This is a genomic window from Algoriphagus ornithinivorans (genome assembly GCF_900115305.1).
GTDB classification, from domain to species: Bacteria; Bacteroidota; Bacteroidia; order Cytophagales; family Cyclobacteriaceae; genus Algoriphagus; species Algoriphagus ornithinivorans.
Genome location: NZ_FOVW01000003.1, coordinates 295,472 through 318,958 on the forward strand (window position 1 = coordinate 295,472; position 23,487 = coordinate 318,958).

20 protein-coding genes are annotated in these 23,487 nt (G+C 38.4%); all 20 read left to right on the forward strand.

Annotated features, from left to right (window positions below; all coding sequences use genetic code 11):
- Positions 1 to 44: 44 nt before the first annotated feature.
- The 20 genes from BM073_RS05585 (at position 45) to BM073_RS05680 (ending at position 23,482) form a co-directional block, all read left to right on the forward strand.
- Complete coding sequence (locus BM073_RS05585; RefSeq protein ID WP_091651620.1) at positions 45 to 1,832, forward strand: M14 family metallopeptidase; 1,788 nt, start codon at positions 45 to 47, stop codon at positions 1,830 to 1,832.
- 131 nt (positions 1,833 to 1,963) lie between these two features.
- Positions 1,964 to 2,350, forward strand: coding sequence for a VOC family protein (locus tag BM073_RS05590; RefSeq protein ID WP_091651622.1), 387 nt, complete (start codon positions 1,964 to 1,966; stop codon positions 2,348 to 2,350).
- Between the two features lie 116 nt (positions 2,351 to 2,466).
- On the forward strand, positions 2,467 to 5,298 hold the full coding sequence (gene uvrA / locus BM073_RS05595; protein ID WP_091651624.1) for an excinuclease ABC subunit UvrA: 2,832 nt from the start codon (positions 2,467 to 2,469) through the stop codon (positions 5,296 to 5,298).
- 80 nt (positions 5,299 to 5,378) lie between these two features.
- Positions 5,379 to 6,437 (forward strand): sensor histidine kinase, encoded by a 1,059-nt coding sequence (locus tag BM073_RS05600; RefSeq protein ID WP_091651627.1) that lies wholly within the window; start codon positions 5,379 to 5,381, stop codon positions 6,435 to 6,437.
- An 11-nt stretch (positions 6,438 to 6,448) separates the two neighbouring features.
- Positions 6,449 to 7,183 (forward strand): LytR/AlgR family response regulator transcription factor, encoded by a 735-nt coding sequence (locus tag BM073_RS05605; protein ID WP_091651629.1) that lies wholly within the window; start codon positions 6,449 to 6,451, stop codon positions 7,181 to 7,183.
- A gap of 121 nt (positions 7,184 to 7,304) precedes the next feature.
- A complete protein-coding gene (locus BM073_RS05610; RefSeq protein ID WP_091651632.1) occupies positions 7,305 to 8,060 on the forward strand; it encodes a LytR/AlgR family response regulator transcription factor in 756 nt (251 codons plus the stop codon).
- Between the two features lie 247 nt (positions 8,061 to 8,307).
- Positions 8,308 to 8,529, forward strand: a complete 222-nt coding sequence (locus BM073_RS05615; RefSeq protein WP_091651635.1) for a DUF433 domain-containing protein — start codon at positions 8,308 to 8,310, stop codon at positions 8,527 to 8,529.
- A complete protein-coding gene (locus BM073_RS05620; RefSeq protein ID WP_091651638.1) occupies positions 8,526 to 8,861 on the forward strand; it encodes a DUF5615 family PIN-like protein in 336 nt (111 codons plus the stop codon). Before BM073_RS05615 ends, BM073_RS05620 begins: the two co-directional genes overlap by 4 nt.
- 358 nt (positions 8,862 to 9,219) lie before the next feature.
- Complete coding sequence (locus BM073_RS05625; RefSeq protein WP_091651644.1) at positions 9,220 to 11,178, forward strand: CASTOR/POLLUX-related putative ion channel; 1,959 nt, start codon at positions 9,220 to 9,222, stop codon at positions 11,176 to 11,178.
- Positions 11,179 to 11,313: 135 nt separating this feature from the next.
- Positions 11,314 to 12,426, forward strand: coding sequence for a site-specific tyrosine recombinase/integron integrase (gene xerA / locus BM073_RS05630; RefSeq protein ID WP_091651648.1), 1,113 nt, complete (start codon positions 11,314 to 11,316; stop codon positions 12,424 to 12,426).
- 118 nt (positions 12,427 to 12,544) lie between these two features.
- Positions 12,545 to 15,199, forward strand: coding sequence for an NB-ARC domain-containing protein (locus tag BM073_RS05635; RefSeq protein ID WP_091651650.1), 2,655 nt, complete (start codon positions 12,545 to 12,547; stop codon positions 15,197 to 15,199).
- 262 nt (positions 15,200 to 15,461) lie between these two features.
- Positions 15,462 to 15,917 (forward strand): YybH family protein, encoded by a 456-nt coding sequence (locus BM073_RS05640; RefSeq protein ID WP_091651653.1) that lies wholly within the window; start codon positions 15,462 to 15,464, stop codon positions 15,915 to 15,917.
- A gap of 91 nt (positions 15,918 to 16,008) precedes the next feature.
- Positions 16,009 to 16,734: a DUF6090 family protein gene (locus tag BM073_RS05645; protein WP_091651655.1), complete on the forward strand. Its 726-nt coding sequence runs from the start codon at positions 16,009 to 16,011 to the stop codon at positions 16,732 to 16,734.
- A gap of 240 nt (positions 16,735 to 16,974) precedes the next feature.
- Complete coding sequence (locus BM073_RS05650) at positions 16,975 to 17,700, forward strand: hypothetical protein (protein ID WP_091651657.1); 726 nt, start codon at positions 16,975 to 16,977, stop codon at positions 17,698 to 17,700.
- Between the two features lie 323 nt (positions 17,701 to 18,023).
- Positions 18,024 to 19,138 (forward strand): IS3 family transposase gene (locus BM073_RS05655; protein WP_091651660.1). Its coding sequence is split into 2 segments (ribosomal slippage): positions 18,024 to 18,276 and positions 18,276 to 19,138, totalling 1,116 coding nucleotides; the frame shifts between segments, so codons are not numbered across the junction.
- Between the two features lie 40 nt (positions 19,139 to 19,178).
- Complete coding sequence (locus BM073_RS05660) at positions 19,179 to 19,955, forward strand: alpha/beta hydrolase (RefSeq protein ID WP_175557854.1); 777 nt, start codon at positions 19,179 to 19,181, stop codon at positions 19,953 to 19,955.
- Positions 19,956 to 20,235: 280 nt separating this feature from the next.
- Positions 20,236 to 21,363, forward strand: coding sequence for a TolB-like translocation protein (locus BM073_RS05665; RefSeq protein ID WP_091651667.1), 1,128 nt, complete (start codon positions 20,236 to 20,238; stop codon positions 21,361 to 21,363).
- 146 nt (positions 21,364 to 21,509) lie between these two features.
- Positions 21,510 to 21,959 (forward strand): aminoglycoside 6'-N-acetyltransferase, encoded by a 450-nt coding sequence (aac(6'), locus tag BM073_RS05670; protein ID WP_091651670.1) that lies wholly within the window; start codon positions 21,510 to 21,512, stop codon positions 21,957 to 21,959.
- A 171-nt stretch (positions 21,960 to 22,130) separates the two neighbouring features.
- Positions 22,131 to 22,985: a helix-turn-helix domain-containing protein gene (locus tag BM073_RS05675; protein ID WP_091651673.1), complete on the forward strand. Its 855-nt coding sequence runs from the start codon at positions 22,131 to 22,133 to the stop codon at positions 22,983 to 22,985.
- Positions 22,986 to 23,053: 68 nt separating this feature from the next.
- On the forward strand, positions 23,054 to 23,482 hold the full coding sequence (locus BM073_RS05680; RefSeq protein WP_091651675.1) for an SRPBCC family protein: 429 nt from the start codon (positions 23,054 to 23,056) through the stop codon (positions 23,480 to 23,482).
- The last annotated feature ends 5 nt before the right edge of the window (positions 23,483 to 23,487 follow it).

Below are 23,487 nucleotides of genomic sequence, written 5' to 3' on the forward strand. Positions count from 1 at the left end.
GATAATTCGATTTGAGCTTTTATTTTGCCTCTATATTGTATGTAATGATGAAAAAAGCCCTACTCCTTCTGATCCTTTTACCAATTTTCACTTACGCTCAAGATGTAATGCCTCCACTTTTGCCCTGGAAAGGAAAATCGGAAGCCCTCATGGTAGCAAAAGGTCATCCTTGGATCACACCGGGGGAAGCAAGCGACTTGAAAGAATCTCCAACTTATGAGGAAACCTACCTTTGGATCAAAAAAATAGCTGACTCCAGTCCTTATATCCAACTCAAAAGCCTGGGCAAAAGTGAACAGGGAAGAGATATTTGGATACTCATCGCTTCCAAAAATCAATTTTTTGACGGAGAAAGGTTAAAAAAGGAAGAGAAACCACTGATATTTTTCCACGGGGGAATCCATGCCGGAGAGATCGATGGAAAAGATGCCGGCATGATGTTGCTTCGGGATATCATCCACGGTGAAAAAGGTCACTTATTGGATCAGGCCAATATTCTTTTTATCCCCATTCTCAATGTGGATGGGCATGAAAGAAGAAGCCCCTATGGCCGTGTCAATCAAAGAGGGCCGGTAGAAATGGGATGGAGAACCAATGCCAAAAACCTCAACCTCAATCGGGATTTTACCAAAATCGAAACTGCTGGAGTTAAGGCCGTCATAGAAGTGATCAATGAATATGAGCCGGATTTATATGTGGACGTGCATGTCACTGATGGAGCAGACTATCAATATGACATCACTTACGGTTTCGTAAAGACAGGAGGATATTCTCCTGCTATCAGTCAGTTTTTAGCTAATACATTTCAGAAAGAAGTCGATGCTGCTTTGAGTAGCAAGGGGCATATTCCAGGTCCTCTTCTATTCGCTGCCAATGGGGATGATTTTTCCTCCGGAAATGTAGCCTTTTCCTTTAGCCCCAGATTTTCTCATACCTATGGAGATGCTCGTCATCTTCCTTCTATATTAATAGAAAATCATTCTCTGAAGCCATTCAGACAACGGGTTTTGGGAACATATGTATTTATGGAACAAGCGATTTTGACCATGGCTAAGCATTTTGACGCAGTTAAAAAAGCGGTTGCATTAGATCAAAATCAAGCAAAGGAATCCCTTGATGTGAAATTCAAATTTAGGGAGAACCCAGCCGACACCATGCAATTCAAAGGGATAGCATCCAGAAAAGAAAAATCTACCCTAACTGGATCCGAATATGTGGTATGGGAGGGTAAGGCTATCACTCAGGAAGTCCCTACCCTTTTGATGGACGTACCTGTGCAAACCGTCCCTATTCCCAAAGCTTATTGGATTTCCTCAGAGTGGTCAGAGGTCATTGAAAAATTGCAGCTACACGGGATTGAAATGGAAATCTTGAGTGAGCCAAAAGATATCAGGCTAGAATACTCCAAAGTAATGGACTTTAAAATGGGCAGCCAGCCCTATGAAGGCTTAATGAGAGTACAGGAATTTTCTTCAGAAAAAATCTACCGAACGCAAACTTTCCTTCCAGGCTCCATAAGAGTCAAAACTGACCAAGCTTTGGGAGAACTGGCAGTAATTTTATTGGAAGAGGAATCCGTGGACAGCTTTTTTCAATGGGGATATTTCAATTCCGTATTCAGCCAAACTGAATATATAGAATCCTACATCATGGAGCCTTTGATTATTCAAATGCTAGCAAAAGATCCAAAGCTCAAAACTGAATTTGAGACAAAAAAATCAGAAGACCCTGACTTCGCTAAAAATGCGAGAAGAATCTATCGCTGGTTTTATGAAAAGACCCCTTATTTTGATCAAAACTGGAAAGTGATTCCAGTGGGAAGAGAATGGTAAATGATATGAAATGCCAATTAGGAAAAAACTCACACAACTTGTCCCGAACTTGTTTCGGGAGGGGGATAATTATTCTGGGCATTCCTCCCGAAAGTCATCGGGATGACCTCTAAAAAACAAATTTTAACCAGATGAAAATAGAGCATATAGCCATTTGGGTAGAGAATCTGGAGAGTATGAAAAATTGGTATTGCCATTACCTGAGCCTTGAAGCAGGAGAGCTTTATATCAATCCAAAAAAAGGTTTCAGTTCATATTTTCTGAAATTCCCCAATGGTGCAAGACTGGAGCTGATGAATAGACAAGATCTGGAAAGCAGAGCAGAAGGATCAAAAATATATTCAGGCTATGCCCATATAGCAATTTCTTTGGGCTCCAAAGAAAAGGTGGATGAAATGACCCGATTCTTCAAATCTGAGGGCATTCCGATTTTGGATGGACCCAGAACTACAGGCGATGGATATTATGAGTCTGTAATATCAGATCCTGAAGGAAATTTATTGGAATTGACAGTTTAATTCAGGAAAATATCCAATTCTGGAAACCAGACAGGGAGTCCTCAGGTTATTGGAGTAGTTCTGGTACTTCAGGCTATAATTGAGTACCTTCGCCGTTTAAAATTGCCCATCGATTTATGAGTCAATCCACTGCTTCTCAGGAAGAATTTATTGAAATTTTTGGTGCCCGAGAGCATAATCTGAAAAATCTGGATGTCAGAATTCCCCGCAACCAACTGGTGGTGGTGACAGGTCTGAGCGGAAGCGGAAAAAGCTCCCTCGCTTTTGACACCATTTATTCGGAAGGACAAAGAAGATATTTGGAGAGCTTTTCAGCTTATGCCCGCTCTTTTTTGGGTGGGATGGAAAGACCGGATGTGGATAAGATTAATGGGCTTTCACCGGTAATTGCCATTGAGCAAAAAACCACCTCAAAAAATCCTCGATCCACAGTAGGTACTGTTACTGAAATCTATGACTTCATGCGATTGCTTTTTGCAAGAGCAGGAGAAGCTTTTTCCTATGAAACCGGGAAAAAGATGGTGAGACAAACCGAAGACCAGATTATCGAGCAACTTTTTTCAAAGTTTGGAGGAAAAAAACTCTACATCCTTGCTCCGGTAGTCAAAGGAAGGAAAGGGCATTACAGAGAGCTTTTCGAGCAAATCAGAAAAATGGGATTCTCCAAAGTTCGGGTTGATGGCGTGGTGATGGAGATGGTTCCCAAAATGCAGGTGGACCGTTATAAAATTCACGACATAGAAATTGTCATCGACCGTATTGTAGCTGATGAGTCCGATAGATTTAGAATCACTCAATCCCTCAAATCTGCCTTGCAACATGGCAAAGGGGTGATCATGATTCGGGATGAGGAGGGAGAAATCCATCATTTCTCCAAGTACTTGATGGATCCGGAAACAGGCCTTTCTTACGATGAGCCTGCCCCTAACACTTTTTCATTCAATAGTCCATATGGAGCCTGTCCTACCTGTAATGGATTGGGGATTACTGAGGAAATTACCAAAGAAAGCATCATTCCCGATCCCAGTCTGAGTATTACCAGAGGGGGAATTGCTCCTTTGGGCGAATACAGAGACATCTGGATATTTAAGAAAATTGAGGCGATCCTGAAGCATTACAAATGCAGCATGAGTACGCCTATAAATAAGCTGCCTGAAAATGTGGTGGATGTCTTGCTCTACGGAGATAAGGTTGAAGTAGCTGTAGACTCGGTGAAATATCCGGGAACAAAGTGGCATACCACCTTTGAGGGAATTGTCAACTTCCTACAAAAGTATCAGGAAGGCAGTTCTGAAAAAATTCAGGACTGGGTTTCAGAGTTTACCATCACTCAGACCTGTCCGGATTGTAATGGATATCGCCTGAAGAGGGAAGCACTACACTTCAAAATCGACGATACGCACATCGGAGAATTAGCTCATAAAGATATCCGAGCTTTAGGCGATTGGTTTGAAGGCGTGGAAAGCCGCATGACTGAAAAGCAGCAGATCATCGGTCAGGAAGTGTTGAAAGAAATCAGAAAGAGGATAGGTTTTCTTCTAGATATTGGCCTGGATTATTTGACGCTCAACCGACCATTGAGAACTCTTTCTGGTGGAGAGGCTCAGCGAATCCGTTTGGCAACCCAGATAGGTACTCAGCTTGTGGGAGTGCTTTACATTTTGGATGAACCCAGCATTGGTTTGCACCAGCGGGACAATGTCAAATTGATCAAAGCACTACAAAGCCTAAGAGATCTTGGAAATTCGGTGCTGGTGGTGGAGCATGATAAAGACATGATGCTCGAATCCGATTTTGTGTTGGATATGGGACCGGGAGCAGGAAGACATGGCGGACATATTGTTGCCTCAGGAAAGCCCGAGGAAATTCTGAAGCAGGGAGGAGTAACTGCCGATTATCTGAAAGGGAAACTTGGGCTACCGATTCCTAAAGAGCGCAAAAAAGGAAAAGGCGAAAGCTTAATTCTCAAAGGTGCAAGTGGAAACAATCTGAAGAATGTAGATTTAGAAATTCCACTGGGCACTCTGACTTTGATCACTGGCGTTTCGGGATCAGGGAAAAGTACTTTGATTCATGAGACATTGTATCCCATTTTGAGGCAACATATTTATGGATCCAAAAAAGATCCCATGCCTTATGAAAGCTTCAAAGGCTTGGAGCATCTGGATAAAGTAATTGAGGTGGATCAGTCTCCGATTGGCAGAACACCAAGATCAAACCCCGCCACATACACGGGAGTATTTTCAGATATCAGGACACTTTTCACAGAACTCCCAGAGGCTAAAATCAGAGGTTATAAACCTGGAAGATTTTCCTTCAATGTCAAAGGAGGAAGATGTGAGGACTGTGAAGGTGCCGGAATGAAATTGATTGAGATGGACTTCTTGCCTGATGTCCATATCCCATGCGAAACTTGCAAAGGAAAGCGCTACAATCGGGAAACTTTGGAAGTACGATTCAAAGGGAAATCCATTTCCGATGTATTGGATATGACAGTTGAGCAGGCAGTGGAATTTTTCCATAACCAACCAAAAATCCTAAGAAAGATCAAGACTTTGAATGATGTGGGTTTAGGCTATATCACACTTGGACAGCACGCTACTACGCTATCCGGAGGTGAGGCGCAGCGGGTGAAGCTGGCAACTGAGCTTTCCAAAAAAGACACTGGAAAAACCTTCTATATTCTGGATGAACCCACGACAGGACTGCACTTTCAGGATATTGAAATGCTGATGAAAGTTTTGCAAAAGCTGGTAGATAAAGGCAATACAGTTTTGATTATTGAACACAATCTGGATGTCATCAAAGTAGCTGATTATGTGGTGGATTTGGGACCTGAAGGAGGAAACAAAGGGGGGACGATAATCGCAAAAGGCACACCTGAGCAGATTGCCAAGAATTCAAAAAGCCATACAGGCAAGTTTCTTAAAATTGAATTAAATAGCTGATTCAGGGCCAAATCAGTGCTATATTCCTTTTATCACAATCCACTGATTCCTTTTCATAGCTTCAGTATATTTGAGGTTCTATGAATAGAATTCGTTTATATTGGTTGCTACAAATTCTGGGCTGGGGAAGCATTGCCTTTGTCCAGATACTTTTTGCATCCCTTTCCTCCACCGGAATCAATCAGGTTCAGGTTTGGGGCTTTATTGTTCTTGCGGTATTTTATCTGCTATCAACCCATTTTATTCGCTACATAATCAAGACCTACGATTGGTTCAAGTTGAGCATTCCTCAACTTTTACTTCAGTCGGTCCTGGCCATGTTGGCTTTGAGTTTAGTCAATGTGGTTGTACAGATTCTAATCAACATTGCTTTTGGAATTTTAAACCCACAGAATGACTTTCAGCTTCTGGTTATTTCAGCCAACCTGTTTATAGCTTTTCTTTTTTATGCCATGTGGTTTTTGCTTTATTTCCTTTTTCACTTTCTGGATAACTACAACAATACCCTAAAATATGAGGCGAAAATCAATCAAATCCGCCTCAACCATCTGAAAAGCCAACTCAATCCACATTTTATTTTCAACGCTTTGAACAGCGTGAGAGCTTTGGTGGATGAAGATCCGGACAAGGCAAAAAATGCGATTACGAGAATTTCGAATATACTTCGCTTCTCACTGATGATGGATAAAAAACAGACCATTGACTTTGAAGATGAGCTGAATACAGTGAAAGATTATCTCATCCTGGAATCCATCCGCTTTGAAGAAAGGCTGCAGGTAGAATATCAAATCGAAGATGAGGCCTTCAATTACAAAATCCCTCCGATGATGCTACAGACCATAGTGGAAAATGCCATCAAGCATGGAATTTCTAATTTGGTGAAAGGGGGTATTATTGAGATCAAATGCCGGGAAGGACTGGAGGATGATTTGTATATCCAAGTTAAAAACAGCGGCTATCTCAAAACTCCTCCGAGCTTAAAGCCCAAAGCCGATGGAGGCCATGGATTGAGTAATACGGTACAAAGGCTTAAGTTAATTTATGGGGATAAAGCCAGGTTCCGTATATTCAATTCCGGGAATCAATTTGTTATCACCGAAATCAAAATCCCCAAACAAAGAGTAACTTTAGAACAATAAACTGAAAAAATATGCGAGCCATAGTTATTGATGACGAAAGATTGGCAAGAAAAGAGCTGATCAACTTATTAAATCAGCTGGAAACCGTCGAAGTAGTCGGAGAAGCAGTGAATGTGGAAGATGCCAAGGAGAAGATAGATCAACTCAATCCCGATGTGATTTTCCTGGATATTCAAATGCCAGAGAAAACAGGTTTCGATTTGTTGGAGGAGCTGGACAATGTTCCTCACGTAATTTTCACCACAGCTTATGACGAATATGCACTGAAGGCATTCCAGGTAAATGCTTTGGATTATTTGCTGAAGCCTATCGAGCCAAAAAGATTGGAAGAAGCTATTCAGAGACTTTCAGGCAAGATTGAAAATCAAATCAAGCGCGAGGAAGAAGCTGCTTCAACTAACAATAAAAAATTGACCTTGGATGATCAGGTATTTGTCAAAGATGGAGACAGATGCTGGTTTGTTAGGTTGTCCAATGTAAGGCTATTCGAATCCGACGGAAACTACATCAAAGTCTACTTCGATAATTTCAAGCCAATGATCCATAAGTCCTTGAATGCCTTGGATGAAAGACTAGATGAGAAGTCTTTTTTCCGTGCCAGCAGAAAGCACATTATCAACTTAGGTTGGGTCGAAGGAATAGAACCTTGGTTTAATGGAGGCTTGGTTGTCACCCTAAAAGGAGGGGACAGAATTGAGGTAAGTCGCAGACAGGCAGCACGATTCAAGGAAATGATGAGCTTGTAACTTTCATAACCAAAAAAAAGCATTTGATTTCCCGAATTAAATTCTGTAATTAGTGGAAAAGTAATTTTATATCGCTTTTTTAACCCGATACATCCACTAAAACGCATTATCTGCCAAACCCATGAAAGAAGAGCGGATTTTAATAGTCGAAGACGACCCAAGTATTGCAGAGAATATTCAGGAAATCTTAGAACTCCTTGGCTATGTCAATATAGACATTGCCAACTCGGCCAATCAGTGTATCAAGGTCATCAAAAAATATCGTCCGGATTTGATATTTATGGATATCAAATTGAAGGGGGATAAAGATGGAATTGAACTGGGGGAAATTGTAAAGCAGATGGTGGATGCACCTTTGGTGTTTGTGACATCTTACTCAGATCCTACCATCATTGAGCGTGCAAAAAGAATTGCCCCTGCAGGCTTTATTGTAAAGCCTTTCAACACCAATGATATCCACGCTATCGTGGAAATCGTGCTTTATAATAAAAGAACCAAGCCTGCTACAGAGACAGCTGCCGTAGTTGCTCCAAAAGAAAGCCCTTATTTGGTTACCGATGCGGTATTTATCAAAGCAGACAATGCATTTGAGCGTGTACCTTACGATGAGATTTACTATGTGGAGGCAAATGGAAATATGGTGACTATTTTCACGAAAAACAGAGATTATAGCATCCGCAAATCCATGAAAGAAATTGAGGAAATTTTACCTTCCCAGTTTTTCCTTCGGGTTCAGAAGTCTTTCATCGTTCATTTGGGACAAATTGAAAGCTTTAATACCAAGGAAATTACACTGAAGCAAGGGGCGATTGTGCAAGTTGGAAGACAATATTACAATAGCTTCTTAGCCAAGTTGAATACAATTACGGAAAGTTAAGTTTACACCCACCGACCAATTTTTAAAAATCCTGCTTCCAACGAGGCAGGATTTTTTTTACACTTCAAGGGTTTTAAATCCCTTGGAGGGTTTATTATCATCAAGTAATAAATCGCAAAAAATTATAATAATCCAGGAAAATGATCCCATTCGGATTTGATAAAATCGGAAGCAAAATCAATGATATTATCAATATCCAAAGGTTAATTGGGGAAACAAATGATCTTATAATTCAGTATATTTAGCTATGGATTATCAAAAATATATCGAAATCAGAGCAGATAAGAGGTTTGGAAAGCCTTGTATTAAAGGGACCCGAATTTCTGTTTATGATGTACTAAACTGGTTATCCAATGGAATGTCAAAGGAGGAAATTCTTGCTGATTTTGAAGAGTTAAATGAAGAAATGATACATGCGTGTTTGGCTTTTGCAGCAGATAAAGAACATAAACTTCAGTTCAACAATTGAAACTACTTTTTGATCAGAACATATCATCTAAGATAGTTAGACTTTTAGAGGAAAAATTTCCAGGTTCCACACATGTTCTTTTTGAAGGGTTAGAGAATGCTCCAGACTTGAAAATCTTTAATTTTGCAAAGAAAAATGGATATGCAATTGTCACCTTCGATTCAGACTTTGTTGATTTGAGTCTAGTAAAAGACTCTCCACCCAAAATTATTTGGCTGAGATCTGGTAATTTGACAACCACTAATATTTCCAGACTTCTTTTAAACAATTCCAGTAACGTTCAACATTTTTTGGAATCCAAAGAAAAATCGATTTTGGAAATAAATCGATAAAATTCAGTGAACTAAAAACAACCACTCAGAAAGAATTTATTGTTCTAAGTAGAAGAATAAATAACAGGGAATAATCGGAAAAAATATTTTATAAAATGGGTATCCGATTACATTAAATTTAGATTTTTAGCAGGCAGTATTATTTTCGGTTCCGCCTTCTCATACCGCAAAATGAAAATTCGTGTTTTTAAACTGGAAGGAAGATTACTTGCAGAGTAATAAAACCTCCTCAAACAATCTTCAATTAGTATACTAAGCTTTCTTTTTTGTATAATTAAAGAACGGTCAGTTTTTAAAAGAGCTTCCCAATGTTTCCCATTCTTTCGCAGGAAAATGAATTGGCTATAAATGTTAATGCATGAAAAGACTTAGAATAAAAGAGAGTATTAAATTTTTTCTTGAACGCCAGTTTGTCAAAGGAGCTTACGTTCAATTGCTGTATGTAGCATTATTGATTGGATTGATATCACTGATTGGGGGGCTGCTTGTCTTGCCATCAGGAGAACCCACAGGGAATCTTGGAGAAGCAGTTTGGTGGGCCTTTTTACGATTGTCTGATCCTGGATATCTAGGAGATGATGAGGGCAACTGGAGACGCTTTATATCCACTATACTTACGGTGCTAGGATATGTGGTTTTCTTGGGTTCGATGGTGGCTATTATTACCACCTGGATGAATACCAAAATCCGAAGCCTGGAACAAGGTTTTACGCCGGTTGCAGCAAAGAATCACATTTTGATTTTAGGCTGGAACTCCAAGACAAGCTATACTGTAGGAGAAATTATCCAGTCTGTTGGCAGATTAAGAAGATTTTTGAAGTTTTATGGAGCCAGAAGACTGAACTTGATCATTCTTGCAGAAGATGTGACACCCGAGCATGTTCAGGAACTCCGAAGCAATCCTCTGATCGGAAAAGCTGCTGATGATATTGTGCTTCGCTCCGGGATACCCATTGACCCTGAAGACCTCAAACGAGTCGACAGTCTCAATGCGGCTGCTATCATTATTCCCAGTTCCTCCTATACAGATCAAGAACTAGTTACCCCTGATGTAGAAACTATTAAAACTTTATTATCGCTCAATGCCGCCGCAGAGGAGTCTTCCGGAAATCAAAATTTCCCTTATGTGGTGGCTGAAATCCAAGATGACAACAAAATAGACGCCGCCTATCGGGCCTACTCTGGACCGATGGAGGTAATTGGGAGCAACACCATTATCAGCAGGCTGATTGCTCAAAACATACGACTTCAAGGCTTATCTGTGGTATACAATGAGCTATTGAGTCATAGCGTACACAACAATCTTTATTGCAGAGAATACCCTGAAGTCAATGGGAAAACGATTCATGATCTCAGGTCTGCATTTCCAAAGGCTGTTATCTTAGGTCTTGTGAGATATAATGGTGTGGAGCCTACTCCCATGCTCAATGTAGCACCGGAATTTGTACTGGAAGAAAATGACAGGCTGGTGCTTATGGCCAGAAGTTCCTCGGATATTGAACTGAAAACCAACATAGCCAACAATCCAGAGCCCCCTATTCAGATCAAGGAAAAGTTAAAAGTAGAAGAGCAGTCAGGAGTTGTAAAAATCCTGATTTTAGGATGGAATTACCATATTCCAGCTTTGGTTCGGGAGCTGAGCACCTATGAAGATGAGTACTATGATATTACCATCGTGGCAGTTTATCCCAAAGAAAAAAGAGAGGCTAGACTGGAAAAAATAAAAAGCATTTCCGAGCGGATAAGAATTCAGCATTTAGAAGAAGACTTTGTCAACGATAACATCCTGCAAAAGCTTGATATTTCTGCATTCGATAATATTATCTTGGTCAGTAGTGGGAGAATTCTAGAAAAAGAAGAAGCCGATGCCCGAACCATTGTGGGCTATGTCTTGCTGGAAGAACTACTAGAAAAACTCGATAAAAAGCCCAATGTCTTATTAGAGCTTTCGGATCCGCACAATGAGACTTTATTGAGGAAATACAAGGCAGAAGTGATTATTAGCCCTTTAATCCTAAGCAATCTCTTAGCTGGTACTGCTTTGCAAAGAGAAGTAAACAGCATTTTTAAAGAGCTATTTACTGCGGGAGGAGCAGAAATCATTTTCAGAAGCATACAAGAATATGGCTTGAATCCTGGGCAGATTCCTTTTAGACAATTAGAAGACAAGGCATCTGAGTTTGGAGAAATTGCTCTGGGAATATATAAGCCCAATTCCTTGAAAAAGGAGCAGCAACTCATTCTCAACCCTGAAAAAAATAGAAATCTGGAGATCAGTACGGAGGTTCTATTGGTGGTTTTGACGACGGTTTATTGATTGAGCTTCAAAGCTATACCTATTGCTCTATTGGCAGATGGACAAAAAATCATGATTATGTTCATTAAAAACTAAGGAGAAAGGAAACGGTTTTTAAAATTTATTTTAACTTGTTTTATCGTTTATTTTTTTCCGATGAAAACAATTTTTATCAAGAGCGCTATCATTCAAAAAAAAGCGGCAGTTCTGTTGGAATTTGCTTTTGATCATGAGTTGAAAGAACTGGTCAAGACTATTCCAGGAGCAAAGTGGAAGACGGATTTAAAGGCTTGGGCAGTCCCCTACTCTGATGATATTATATCTAATCTTTTAAACTTATTTAAGGGTAAAGCTTGGCTGGACTATAGCAACTTTAAAAAATTGGTGGATCCGGAGGAATCTCAAAACATCAAGCTGGCGCCAAGCAGTGCGCACTCACTTGCTGAGCTCGAAAGATTTACGGACTGGATGCGTAATAGAAGATACTCTGAGTCTACCATTAAAAATTACACACAAAGTCTCAGTTTATTTTTCAGATTTACAGGGAACAAAAATCCGGAAGAAATTACTAATGCTGATTTGGAATTATTTCACAAAGATTATATCCTAAGTAGAAACTATTCTGCTGCCTTCCAATCCTTGGTCATCAATGCCGTGAAGTTATATTTTTCAAACAGGCTCAAACGAAAACTGGAACCGATCGAAATTGAAAGACCCAAAACTCCAAGATTATTGCCTCACGTCCTGAGCAAAGAAGAAGTAAAAGCCATCCTAGGAGCTCATCAAAATATCAAGCACCGTACGATGCTAAGTTTAATTTACGCTTGTGGTCTTAGAAGGTCCGAGCTTTTGAATCTAAAACCACAGGACATAGATTCAAAACGGGGCATGCTACGAATTAATCAAGGAAAAGGCAAGAAAGACCGTTTGGTGCCAATCAGTGAGAAAATTCTAGAATTGCTACGTGAGTGTTACAAATATGAAAAACCTAAAGTATATTTATTTGAAGGGCAAGTGGCTGGAGAAAAATATAGTGAAGGGAGTCTCCAAAAAGTTTTGAAATCAGCTTTAGATAAATCAGGTATCAAAAGGCCGGTTACCTTGCATTGGTTGCGTCACTCTTATGCCACTCACCTATTGGAAAGTGGGACTGACCTACGATATATTCAGGAATTACTCGGACATAATTCCAGTAAAACAACGGAGATCTATACGCATGTAAGTCAAAGGAGCCTTCAACAAATTCGAAGTCCTTTCGACAGCCTGTAAAAAAATAAAAGTTACCAAAGGTGCATATACTTGACCTCATCTGGCAAGTATATTTAAAAAAGGTACAGCAATAAATAAGTTAGCAGCAAATTTATAGAACGACAACACAGACAAGAATATGGCAAGAATTACAGAGACAAGAATAACATTAGCAGCCTTTATATATGGAATAGAGACTGACCTAAAAAACCTTATTAAAAAGTATATTACACCTTTTCAAGAAGACATTACTTTTTTTCGAGACATTGAACTTGTTTCTAAAGTCGTTGACAGATTTAACAAAGAAAATCCAGGTGTTGACTATAAAAGAAATATTGACGATATAATCGACTATATTGACTTTCACGACTCATTCGTAATTCTTAGAAAAAACAATGTTTTTCTTCCTAAACCAACATCGGATTATCTAAATGAAATTTTCAAGGAACTATCTGACTTGACACCAATTAGGAACAGAGTAATGCACACACGCCCATTGCTCGGTGGCGACTTTTCAACTGTATACGATTTCATCCAAAAACTAAAGCATAATTCACCAATTGATTGGAAGATAACCATTGAGACAAGAGAGATTATTGAAAAAGACCCGTCTTACTTATTGACACTTCGTATTCCAACAACATCTGTTTATGAAGAAAAAAGTAAAGTAATTCATAATCTACCTATTCCTGACTTTGATGATACAGGATTTATTGGAAGAACTAAAGATGTTGAAGAAATCAAAAAATTAATTTTCTCCAACAAAGTTGTTAGCATTCTTGGTGACGGTGGTATTGGAAAAACAGCTTTGGCTGTAAAAGTTGCTTATGATTTAGTTGATATGGGTGAAAAATGTCCATTTGAACTTATTATTTGGACTTCCGCAAAAACTACAATGTTGACTTCAAAAGGAATTGAAGAAATATACACCGCAATTACAGACTACACGGGTTTAATTTCTGTAATCACTGACAGCATTGATACCTCTATAAAAGAGAATAAACTTGATGCTATCGTTGAATATTTAGATTTGTTTAAAACACTTATAATTATTGACAATCTCGAAACTATACAAAGCGAAGAAGTTCGTGACTTCATTAGAAAAGCACAAACTAAATGCAATATTGTAATTACTTCAAGAATTGGTTTAGGTGAGTTAGAATACCCGAGAACTTTAAGCGGATTAACAGAAAATGAGTGTGCAAAACTCATTAGAGAAATAGCAAGAATAAGAAATAGTGACATTCTAATGAAGTTGCCACAAAATACACTTGCAGATATTGCATCCAAACTTTATTACAATCCATTAGCTTTAAAATGGTTCGTGAGCACAGTTGAAATGGGAATTTCACCGCAAGAAGTTCTTAATAATAAAGATGATTTACTTAATTTCTGTCTAACAAATGTTTATGAAAAGCTTTCTAATGGTGCAATTTCTGTTTTGAATTCAATTAGAGCATCAAGACGTAAACTAAGTAGTGCAGAGATATTATACCTATCTGATTATGATACTTTGGAAGCAAGGAAGTATTTAATTGAGCTCTTTAAAACTACTTTAATAAGTCGAGAAATAATGGACGCTTCAAATATTGAAGAAGTGTATTATTTCATACCTGATTTTGCAAAAGAATTTTTATCACATAAGCACCCTGTAGACCCTGAATACGTAAAGAGAATAACCAAAAAATCACGTGAACTAACATCAGGCATACACGAAATAAAGAAAGTCAATAGCTATAACGAGTTTTCTATTAATGCTCTGGCTTGTGAAACACCAAACCAAAGGATTGCAGCCAAGCTACTTTCTGAAGCATTAAGCTATTCAAGAGCTAACAATTACGAAAACGCATTTAGAAAAGTAAATGAAGCTAAAAGTGTTGACCCTAATTACTACGAAGTTTACAGAGTTGGAGCATTCTTGAAAGCATCGAGCGGTGATACTCTAAGTGCGGAAGAAGATTATCTCTCGGGGTTGGAGATTGCACCAAATAATCCCCGATTATTGTATTTCTATGCTCAATTTTTACTTTTCTATCTTGAAGACACAAAGAAAGCATTAGAATGTGCAGAGAAAGTTTTTGAGTTAAAACCTGAGCATCCATTTTCATCGTTTCTATTTGCTCGTTGCTACAATGTGATGAAGGAGTATAACAAAGCAATTCAAATTATAAGAAACCTTATTTCAAAAGCTAAGCTCGACCCACTTAATTTGAGAATGGCATATACTGAACTGATTTCACTTTACGCCAACAGTGGTCAGAGTTATCTTAAAGTTCAAAGCGACATAAATAGTGGTGTAAGCCACTTTAAAAAATCCTTTGAAGTATTTGAAGAATGTGTTAAACAAAATATTGTAGACACTAAAATGCTCAAGAACTTTTATGACGCTCTCTATACTTTCATAAGTATGTTGCCACCAACAGAAATTGATGCAAACCATCAGTATGTAAAAGAACTAATTGAGCGAAATCAAAAACAAATTGGATTGATAATTTCTAATAGACGAGTAATTTTAAAATATGCCGAGAAATTTGAAGATGACAGTTTGAACTATGTAATTGACTTTGAAATTTCAGAAGGAACAAAAATTGGGAATATTGTAAAAACACAAAATGACAGTTACGTTTTCATAGAATCGGACAACGATAGATTTTTTGCTCACATAACTTCTTTTCCTGACATCAGAACAACAACTGAATTAAAGAAAATCAAAGAAGGACAATTAGTAACATTTGAAGAAGGTTTTAACGACAAAGGAGTATGTGCTAAAAATGTGAAAATAATGACGACATAAAAAGAAAATCTGCTGCTAACAGCGGTTTGGCGTAATGGCGGGTTCAGTGCTTCGTATGACAGTTTTGTGGTAGGTTCAAGTGCAGTTCTTCGATTGAACTTTTGTGCTAAAAATCCGCCACTACGCCAAGCCGCAAAACGTTGTGCTTCATTATAATCAACCAAATCATGTATTGGAACCATTTGATAACAATAAGCAGAGAGTTTTAACTTACATTGAGAAAGAATTCGAATAGTTTTAATAAACCACAAAATTTTTCAACATGAAAACAAAACTACTTACACTTTTAACTTTTTTTTCCCTCCTATCAATAACTTTAACCCATGCGCAAGAAAGCACCTTAGAAAAGGACGTTAGGGAATTGCTTGATCAATACGGGAGTGCTGTGGGCAGTAAATCATTCTCAAAGATGGCAGACTGCTTCCACGACGATGCGATGATCCTACCGGAGGGGAAACCAATTGTTAAAGGCCGGGAAGAGATCATCGAAAGTTTCAAATGGTTTGAATCCCTTGACTTTGCTGAACAGTTCATCATTGAAGAAGTAATCACGGCAGGTGAATATAGTATCGCCCGAACTAGAAATATAGGAAGCTGGAAAGATCCAAAGACGGCTGAAAGTGGAAACTTTGAAGTGAAAGGATTGCTGATATTAAAACCCGATCAAAATGGGGATTTAAAGATTTACAGGTATATGTTCAATAATAATGGAAAATAAGTATTCCTGCCATAAATGTAATAGGCTACATTACTAGTTTAAGGTGAAAATAGCCTTACCGTTGTGCTTCATTACCAAAAACCGCTGCCCAATGATAAATTTTTTTAGAAAAATTAGACAAAACTTGCTTTCAGAAGGCAAAACTGGTAAGTATTTGAAATATGCAATCGGTGAAATTGTGCTTGTTGTTATTGGAATTTTAATAGCACTTCAGATTAATAATTGGAATCAGCAAAGAATATTAGAAAAGCAATCGCAACAAGTATTACTAAATCTAAGAGAGGAAATAAAGGAGAACAAAACTGAACTGGAAAGCGCTATTGAATTCTTGAAACAAAGAGTTGATAGACGAATTGAATATTTGAATAGTAGTGACCAGAATATTTCTGATTCTGAAAAGATAAAAAAGATTAGTACTATGGTCTTTTTCTATCTAGAAAGAATTGAACTACCCATAATTGAAAACGAACTCGGCCCTAATAAAAAGATTTTTCAATGGTCTGAACTTACAAAAAGTATGCAGAATCTTTCAGAATCCATTGGATATTATAATAAAGGAATAGAGTATCTAGAAAATGATGTGCATTCCAATATACTTCCTTATTTAGTTGATCAAGGAGTAATGACAGATATAATGGTTAGTAATGGAATATTAAATTCTAAGGACTATCTAAACGTAGATGTATATAACAGTGAGAATTTCAGGAATGTTATTGCCAGTAGTACAGTGATGACATCTGCCCTCTTAGAAGGCGCAAATAAAGTAATAAAGAACTATAACGAATTGCTTCTTATCATTAACCAAAGAATTGAATAAAAATTAAAAAACGAAAGCACAACAATGGCTATAAGTAATTGCTTGCCTGCCTGACGGCAGACAGGTTCTCGCCTACTTCTGAAAATCCTCTCGTCCCGATAGCTATCGGGATCAGCACGGTTTGTACCTGCCTCCTGGCAGGCTTGCAAATTTGAGTGCTAAACCACCTACCAGAGGCAGGCAGGCGGAACTACTCATAGCCGAGACGTTTAAAAGACACCTGCTAAAAATCGAAAATAAATGTTACAGGCAAATAAAGCACTAGACTTTTCAACCAAAGCTTTTTTTATGGCTATGGTAATTTTATTTATTTTAATGCAGGTAGCCTTTCATCCTTCCTATTTGCAATTTTTTCCTCTATTTCATGAATTTAGTTGGATACATCACATACATGGAGCTCTAATGGTATCTTGGATGGTGATGCTGATTATTCAACCCTATCTTATCATCAAAAACAACTTCAAGACTCATAGACTAATTGGTAAAATTTCATATTTCACCGCACCGTTAGTGTTTATTTCTATGATACTGATTACAAAGCTAAATTATCTCAAAATGGTCGATGTAATGCCGTTTAAAGATGCAGCAGCTTGGCAGTCATTAAACATTATTACTCCATTCAATTTTTTGCTTTTCTACTCGCTTGCCATTATTTATAAAAAAGATATCTTTAAACACAAGCGTTACATGATTGGCACAGCGTTTACAATTTTGGGAGCTATTTCTTCAAGATTATTGATTATCATTTTTGGACCGTCTCTTAAATTTAATGCCTTTTTTATCTCTGAATATTTTGGAATCAGTATAGTATTACTCCTTTTATTAAATGATTTAATAAAGAAAGTAAACCCTATACCCTTTTCTATTGTAGCATTCTTTTTGGGTATAAACATCATTAGTATTCATGCTCGTAATACAGAAGTATGGCAATCAATAGTACGATTTATTGCAGACAGTTTTTTTTGAAAAGAAACAAAACTTCGAATCGAATTTATATTTGAGAAAATTTTTTTACGAACAATAACAAAAAAGCCGAACGTACAACAGGTCTTACACGCAAGTGGATGTTCAGTGGTCAAATCAAGCTTTGTGCTTGGTTGACAAAATCGCCACCTTCGGGTAGCTGCAAAACCTTACGGTCAACATATTAATCCGAACCTACCATGAAAAATAATATTGTACTTTTTGCCTTAATCGGATTAATAAATACTTCTATATGCTTTGCTCATGTAAGCTTCCCCAAAAATAGGACAGTTTAAAAGACGACAAAGTCACTAACTTTAAACTGTATGAAAAAGTCAAGATTTACTGAAAGCCAGATCATCAAGGCAGTGAAAGAACATGAGTCCGGCAGGGATGTCAATGAACTTTGCCGGGAATTGGGGATCCACCGAGGTACTTTTTACACTTGGAAAAAGAAATATGGAGGCATGGAAGTTCAGGAGCTCAAAAGGCTCAAAGAGCTGGAGGAGGAAAACCGGAAACTCAAGCAGATGTATGCGGAGCTGGCCCTGGACAACAAGATTCTCAAAGATGTTCTAGGAAAAAAGTTCTGAGCCCTGCTGATAGAAAAGAGCGGGTAGATTATATTTTGGAAAGCTATCCGGTGGGTATCAGCAGGGCCTGCGGCCTGATTGAGTATTCTCGGTCCACATTTTATTACAAGCCAGTCAAGAATGATTTGAAAGTAGTGGATACAGTACGAGAATATGCAGATCGCTTTGGGCAATATGGCTTTTGGCTATTATACAAGCGAATGCGTAAAGAAGGAATCATCTGGAATCACAAACGGGTATATGGGATCTATAAACTACTCCAACTGAGCATGCGCAGAAAAGGAAAGCGAAGAGTCCCTGCAAGAGTCAAGGAACCCCTTGTTCAGCCGGAACTGGTCAATTCCAGCTGGTCGATGGATTTCATGTCTGACAGTCTGCTCTCAGGTCAGCGATTTAGAACGCTCAATATTTTGGATGACTTCAACCGAGAAGCCCTTCATATTGAGATAAGTGCCAGCCTGCCCTCACTCCGTGTGGTCAGGGTATTGGAAGAACTGAAAGAATGGAGAGGCTTGCCCAGTCAGATCAGAGTGGACAATGGTCCGGAATTCATCGCAGAACCACTCAGGACTTGGGCAGAAACAAACCAAGTAAAGCTATTATTTATCCAACCAGGGAAACCCATGCAAAACGCATTTGTAGAGAGATTCAACAAAACCTACAGGACCGAAGTATTGAACTACTATTCATTTATTTCACTCGAAGAGGTAAGAGATGTTACACGGGAATGGTTAGAGGATTATAACCATCATCGACCCCATGGAAGCCTAAATAATTGCTCCCCAGTGGAGTTTGCAAAGCAATGGGCGTTAACAGTGGATAACTTCTCTGAAGTTATCCACAATTAACACCCTTAATAGTAGTAATAGTCAACATCAAAAACCGATTTTGTCTATTTTAGAATTGTCCAAAAAAAGGGAAGCCTTCACTCAAGATATTCATATCAAAATCGGAGTTAAGGACAGTATTTATTCTGAAATTTTAAATGAAAATAGAAATCTAATTGTATCGCTTCCTAAAGATTATCAATCCTCAAACAAATTATATCCAACTCTTTTTCTTCTCGACGGGAACGAAACCTCACTTTTGAATACCATTGTGATAACCCGTTATCTCCGAGCAGATATAATAATCGTAGCAATTCTCAATACAGATCGTGACAGAGATATGATGCCATTGAGCACGCCAACCTACAAAGTGGATAATCCCGGAGCGGCCCATTTTCTTTCCTTTTTAGAAAAAGAACTTATACCGCATATCGATAAAGAATATCGCTCAAATAGACAAAGAACAATCCGAGGCACATCTCTCAGTGGGTTATTTGTCATGTATGCATTTTTAGAAAGGCCAGAATTATTTCAAAACTATATTGGAAATAGCGCCGGCTGGTATGCAGATATGGATCCTTTTTTCAGTGATCTAGCCGATAATGCGTTCAAAAACAAAGAACGTTTTCTTGGTAAGAAATTATTTGTGGCAAACTCATTGGTTGATTCCTATGATCCTAACAAAGAAGTTCACTTGGCCATGCTTGAATTTGCTGAAAAAGTTGAATTGGAATTAGGTGCTAACTTTTCATTCAAGTACGTTACTTATGATAATTATGGTCACGTACCCTATCCAAGTTTTTATGATGGGCTGAAATACGTTTTAGGAGATAATTAAGAAAAACTGCTCCTTACGATTTATAACTGCAATTAGTGCCAATTCTCCTTGGCCATATTTCATTCTGAATTAATATTTTTTGTGCTAAACAAAAATTGCCCAAATACTGCCGGCTATTGGAAATTGACTTGGATTTAGAATAAAAGAATTTCCTTATCTTGATGGAGTTAGGAGTAGGCAGTATAGGAAAAGACTTGTTAAATAAGGACTTCCTCAGACAGTCTCAATGCCAAACACTCTCAGACCAATTTTTAACCGAAACAAATTAATATTCTCCTCTATGTCATCGATAGAAAAGAAAATTATCCAGCAATCAATACTACTCGTTTGCTTACTTTTCACCACCACACTTGTATTTGGACAAGATCACATAAAAGCTGAAACTGCTATGAAAAGTGGCAGTCCCGCAGATGATTTGCCTCCATACATCAAACTGGTAAGCGGTTTTGGGGAACGCCCGGATTGGTCTCATGATGGCCGATTCATTCTCTTCTTAGATAAACCCATGGGGGAAGTATATGAAATGGAGTTGGCAACCGGAGTAGTACGCCCAAAAACCAGACATTTCAACCATTATGGCTTTACCCGGGCCATGTACTTATCCAATGGAGATATTCTCCTTGCAGGTCCTAAGGAGCTTTTTGACCCAACTAACGCAGAGGAAAGAGATATTGCGCGTGACATGACATGGCTGTATGTATTGGATAAAAGTGGTCAGAAGCCCCCAGTTCCTTTGAATACTCTCTGCGCAGAAGGCCCTGCTGTATCCCGAAATAGGTTGAGAATTGCTTGGACACATCGAGATCGCCAGTTGCCTGAACTTGGGAAAAACCGGGCTAAGCTATTGATGGCCGAAATAGTTTATGAAGATGGAATTCCCAAATTATCCAAGGAACGAGTAATTTTTGATTCAAAGCAATTGCCATTTTCTTTAGGCCATGCAAGCCTTGAAACCCAAAGTCTCGTTCCTCCACACGACACCCAAGTAACCTTTTCAGTCTATACCATCAATAATGGGAATAATACGGACGTCTATATGGTAGATAGTGAAACCGGAGAGTATAGAACCATCACCAATTCTCCCTGCTGCTATGATGAGCCGGAAGGAATATTCCCTGATGGTTTGCACACATTGGTTGAGCATGGTAACTCAGAAAAAAAAGCTTGGCCTTTACTGGATCTGTATAAATTGAAATTAGATGGATCAGGTGAAATGCAAAGATTAACCTATTTCACCAACTATAAGGGATACAAGGCCAATCAGGGAGTAATTTCCGATGACGGAAAGTATATGTGTTTTCAGATCGGAAAAGACAATACCGAGCCAGGTGTGGGTTTTGGATTTCTGATTATGGATTTGGAAGAAGCTGCAAAACACTTGGAGGGTTTCAGAACCTATGATCAATAATGATAGTAAAGTGAGATTGAAAACTGAATAATCTGATCCATAATTATTTTTAAAAAATAAATCAAATGAAGGCTAAATCTAATTAGCTGGAAGTTTACTATCACATAGAACTTCAAACCATCCTCCATTTACATAGACTTTCTTTCATGAACGGTTTAACAATTGAAGAAATAGCTGAGAGTGACATCCCAAAAGTCACTGAATTGATGATTAGACTCTGGCCTGAATGTAGCTATGAAGAGGAGTCCTTGAACTGTCAAAAAATTATCGATTCACATAATCAAACAATTTTTTCAGCTAAGCAGGGCTATAATCTTTTCGCATTTGTCCACCTTTCCCTGAGAACTGACCCTGTAGAAGGATGCAGTAACTCTCCCGTAGTTTATGTAGAAGGACTTTTTGTAGAGCCACCATTCAGAAAACAGGGAGTCGCCAAAGCTTTACTCAGAAAAGCGGAAGAATGGGGCAAGGATAACAATTGCAGCGAAATTGCCTCAGACGCGGAGATAAAGAATATTGAAAGCCTAGCTTTCCACAAATCCATTGGTTTTAAAGAGGTCAATAGAATCGTCTGTTTTTCAAAAAAAATCTCTTAACACACTAAAGGGGAAGACTAATTTCAGTCAAAAAAAAACTATTCTGATTAGTTAATTTGAGTATATTTTCCCCAACAAGTTCAATTTCATTAGAGAATCCAGCCTCTCTTTTTAGAAAATTTTTGAGCTAAATTGGAAAGTCTTCGTCATTGAATTTTCTTTTTTTTGGGCATGATACAGGATTATGATGTGATAAGCTGCAAAGGACTTCCTCTCTTTGAAAAAGCGCGGATCAAGGCTCCTTTCAGCTACGGTACTCAATTGGAAGAGCGCGCTTGTTTCTTCTATGTACTCGACGGAAGTTATGAAACCATTGATCCCTTTGGGACAGTTATCTTAGATTCAAAAGAGGCATTGATAAAGAGATGCGGACAACATATTTCAAAGTATATCAAGACACCCGAGAAAAGCCAATGTGAAGCGGTGGTCATTTACTTTTATCCTGAAATCATAAAAGAGGCCTACAAAAATGAAATCCCTGATTTCCTTACCGATTCAAAAAAAGCACTTCCTCCAATTCGATTCTCCTCCTCAGATTTGATCGATAGCTTTATCAGTAATCTTATGATCTATTTTGAAGAAAAAAATCTGATGGACGATGAGCTGGCAATAATAAAGCTAAAGGAAATAATTCTGCTTCTTTTAAAGACCGAGCAACAACCATCCGTGTTAAGATTCTTTTCGGATATTTTCTTCCCCAGTAAATTAAAATTCACCTCGATTATCGAAAACAATCTTTACTCAAGGGTAACCATAGATCAGCTGGCTTTCTTATGCGGTATGAGTGTTTCCAGTTTTAAGCGGGAGTTTAACAAACAATACCAAGAAAGTCCAGCCAAGTATTTGAAAAGGCGAAAACTTGCCCATGCTGCCAAACTTCTTACTACTTCATCTGATAGAATCAGTGACATAGCTTACGATTGTGGATTTGAAGATGTCACTACTTTTTCCAATGTTTTCCGAATGGAATTCAATATTTCACCTTCTGATTATCGAAAGAGCCAAAACACAAATTCTTTGAACTAAAGCGGAAAAAGAAGCCTATCCAGACCCCAGATATTTGTACTGTTCATTAAACATAAAAACACAGTACAATGGAAAAAACAATCGTAACAGTCACACTTCCAATACCTATGGATAAGGCATGGGAAGTAATCGGTGCAGTAGGAGGCGTGGATACTTGGTCTCCCATCATCAAAAGTTGTAGAATAGAGTCCACCCGTGAGGGAGGATTAAAACGCTACTGCAGTGCAGAACAAGGAGAGTTGATCGAAAAGATCTTGCTTTTGGATCATCAAAATCATGTGCTCAGCTACGCCATCACGGAGCAGCCTATCCTCCCAGTCAGTTCTTTAGTCAGTTCCATAGAAGTTTCCGGAGATGACTTTCAGGCGGTGATTAAAACCACCTCCACATTTGAAGTCAATGATGGCGCTAATCCTGTAGAAATTAAATCAATGATCGAACAGATATACACGGGAAGCTATGCAGGCATCGCTGCTTTGGTTACTCAGGCAGCTTAACGTCA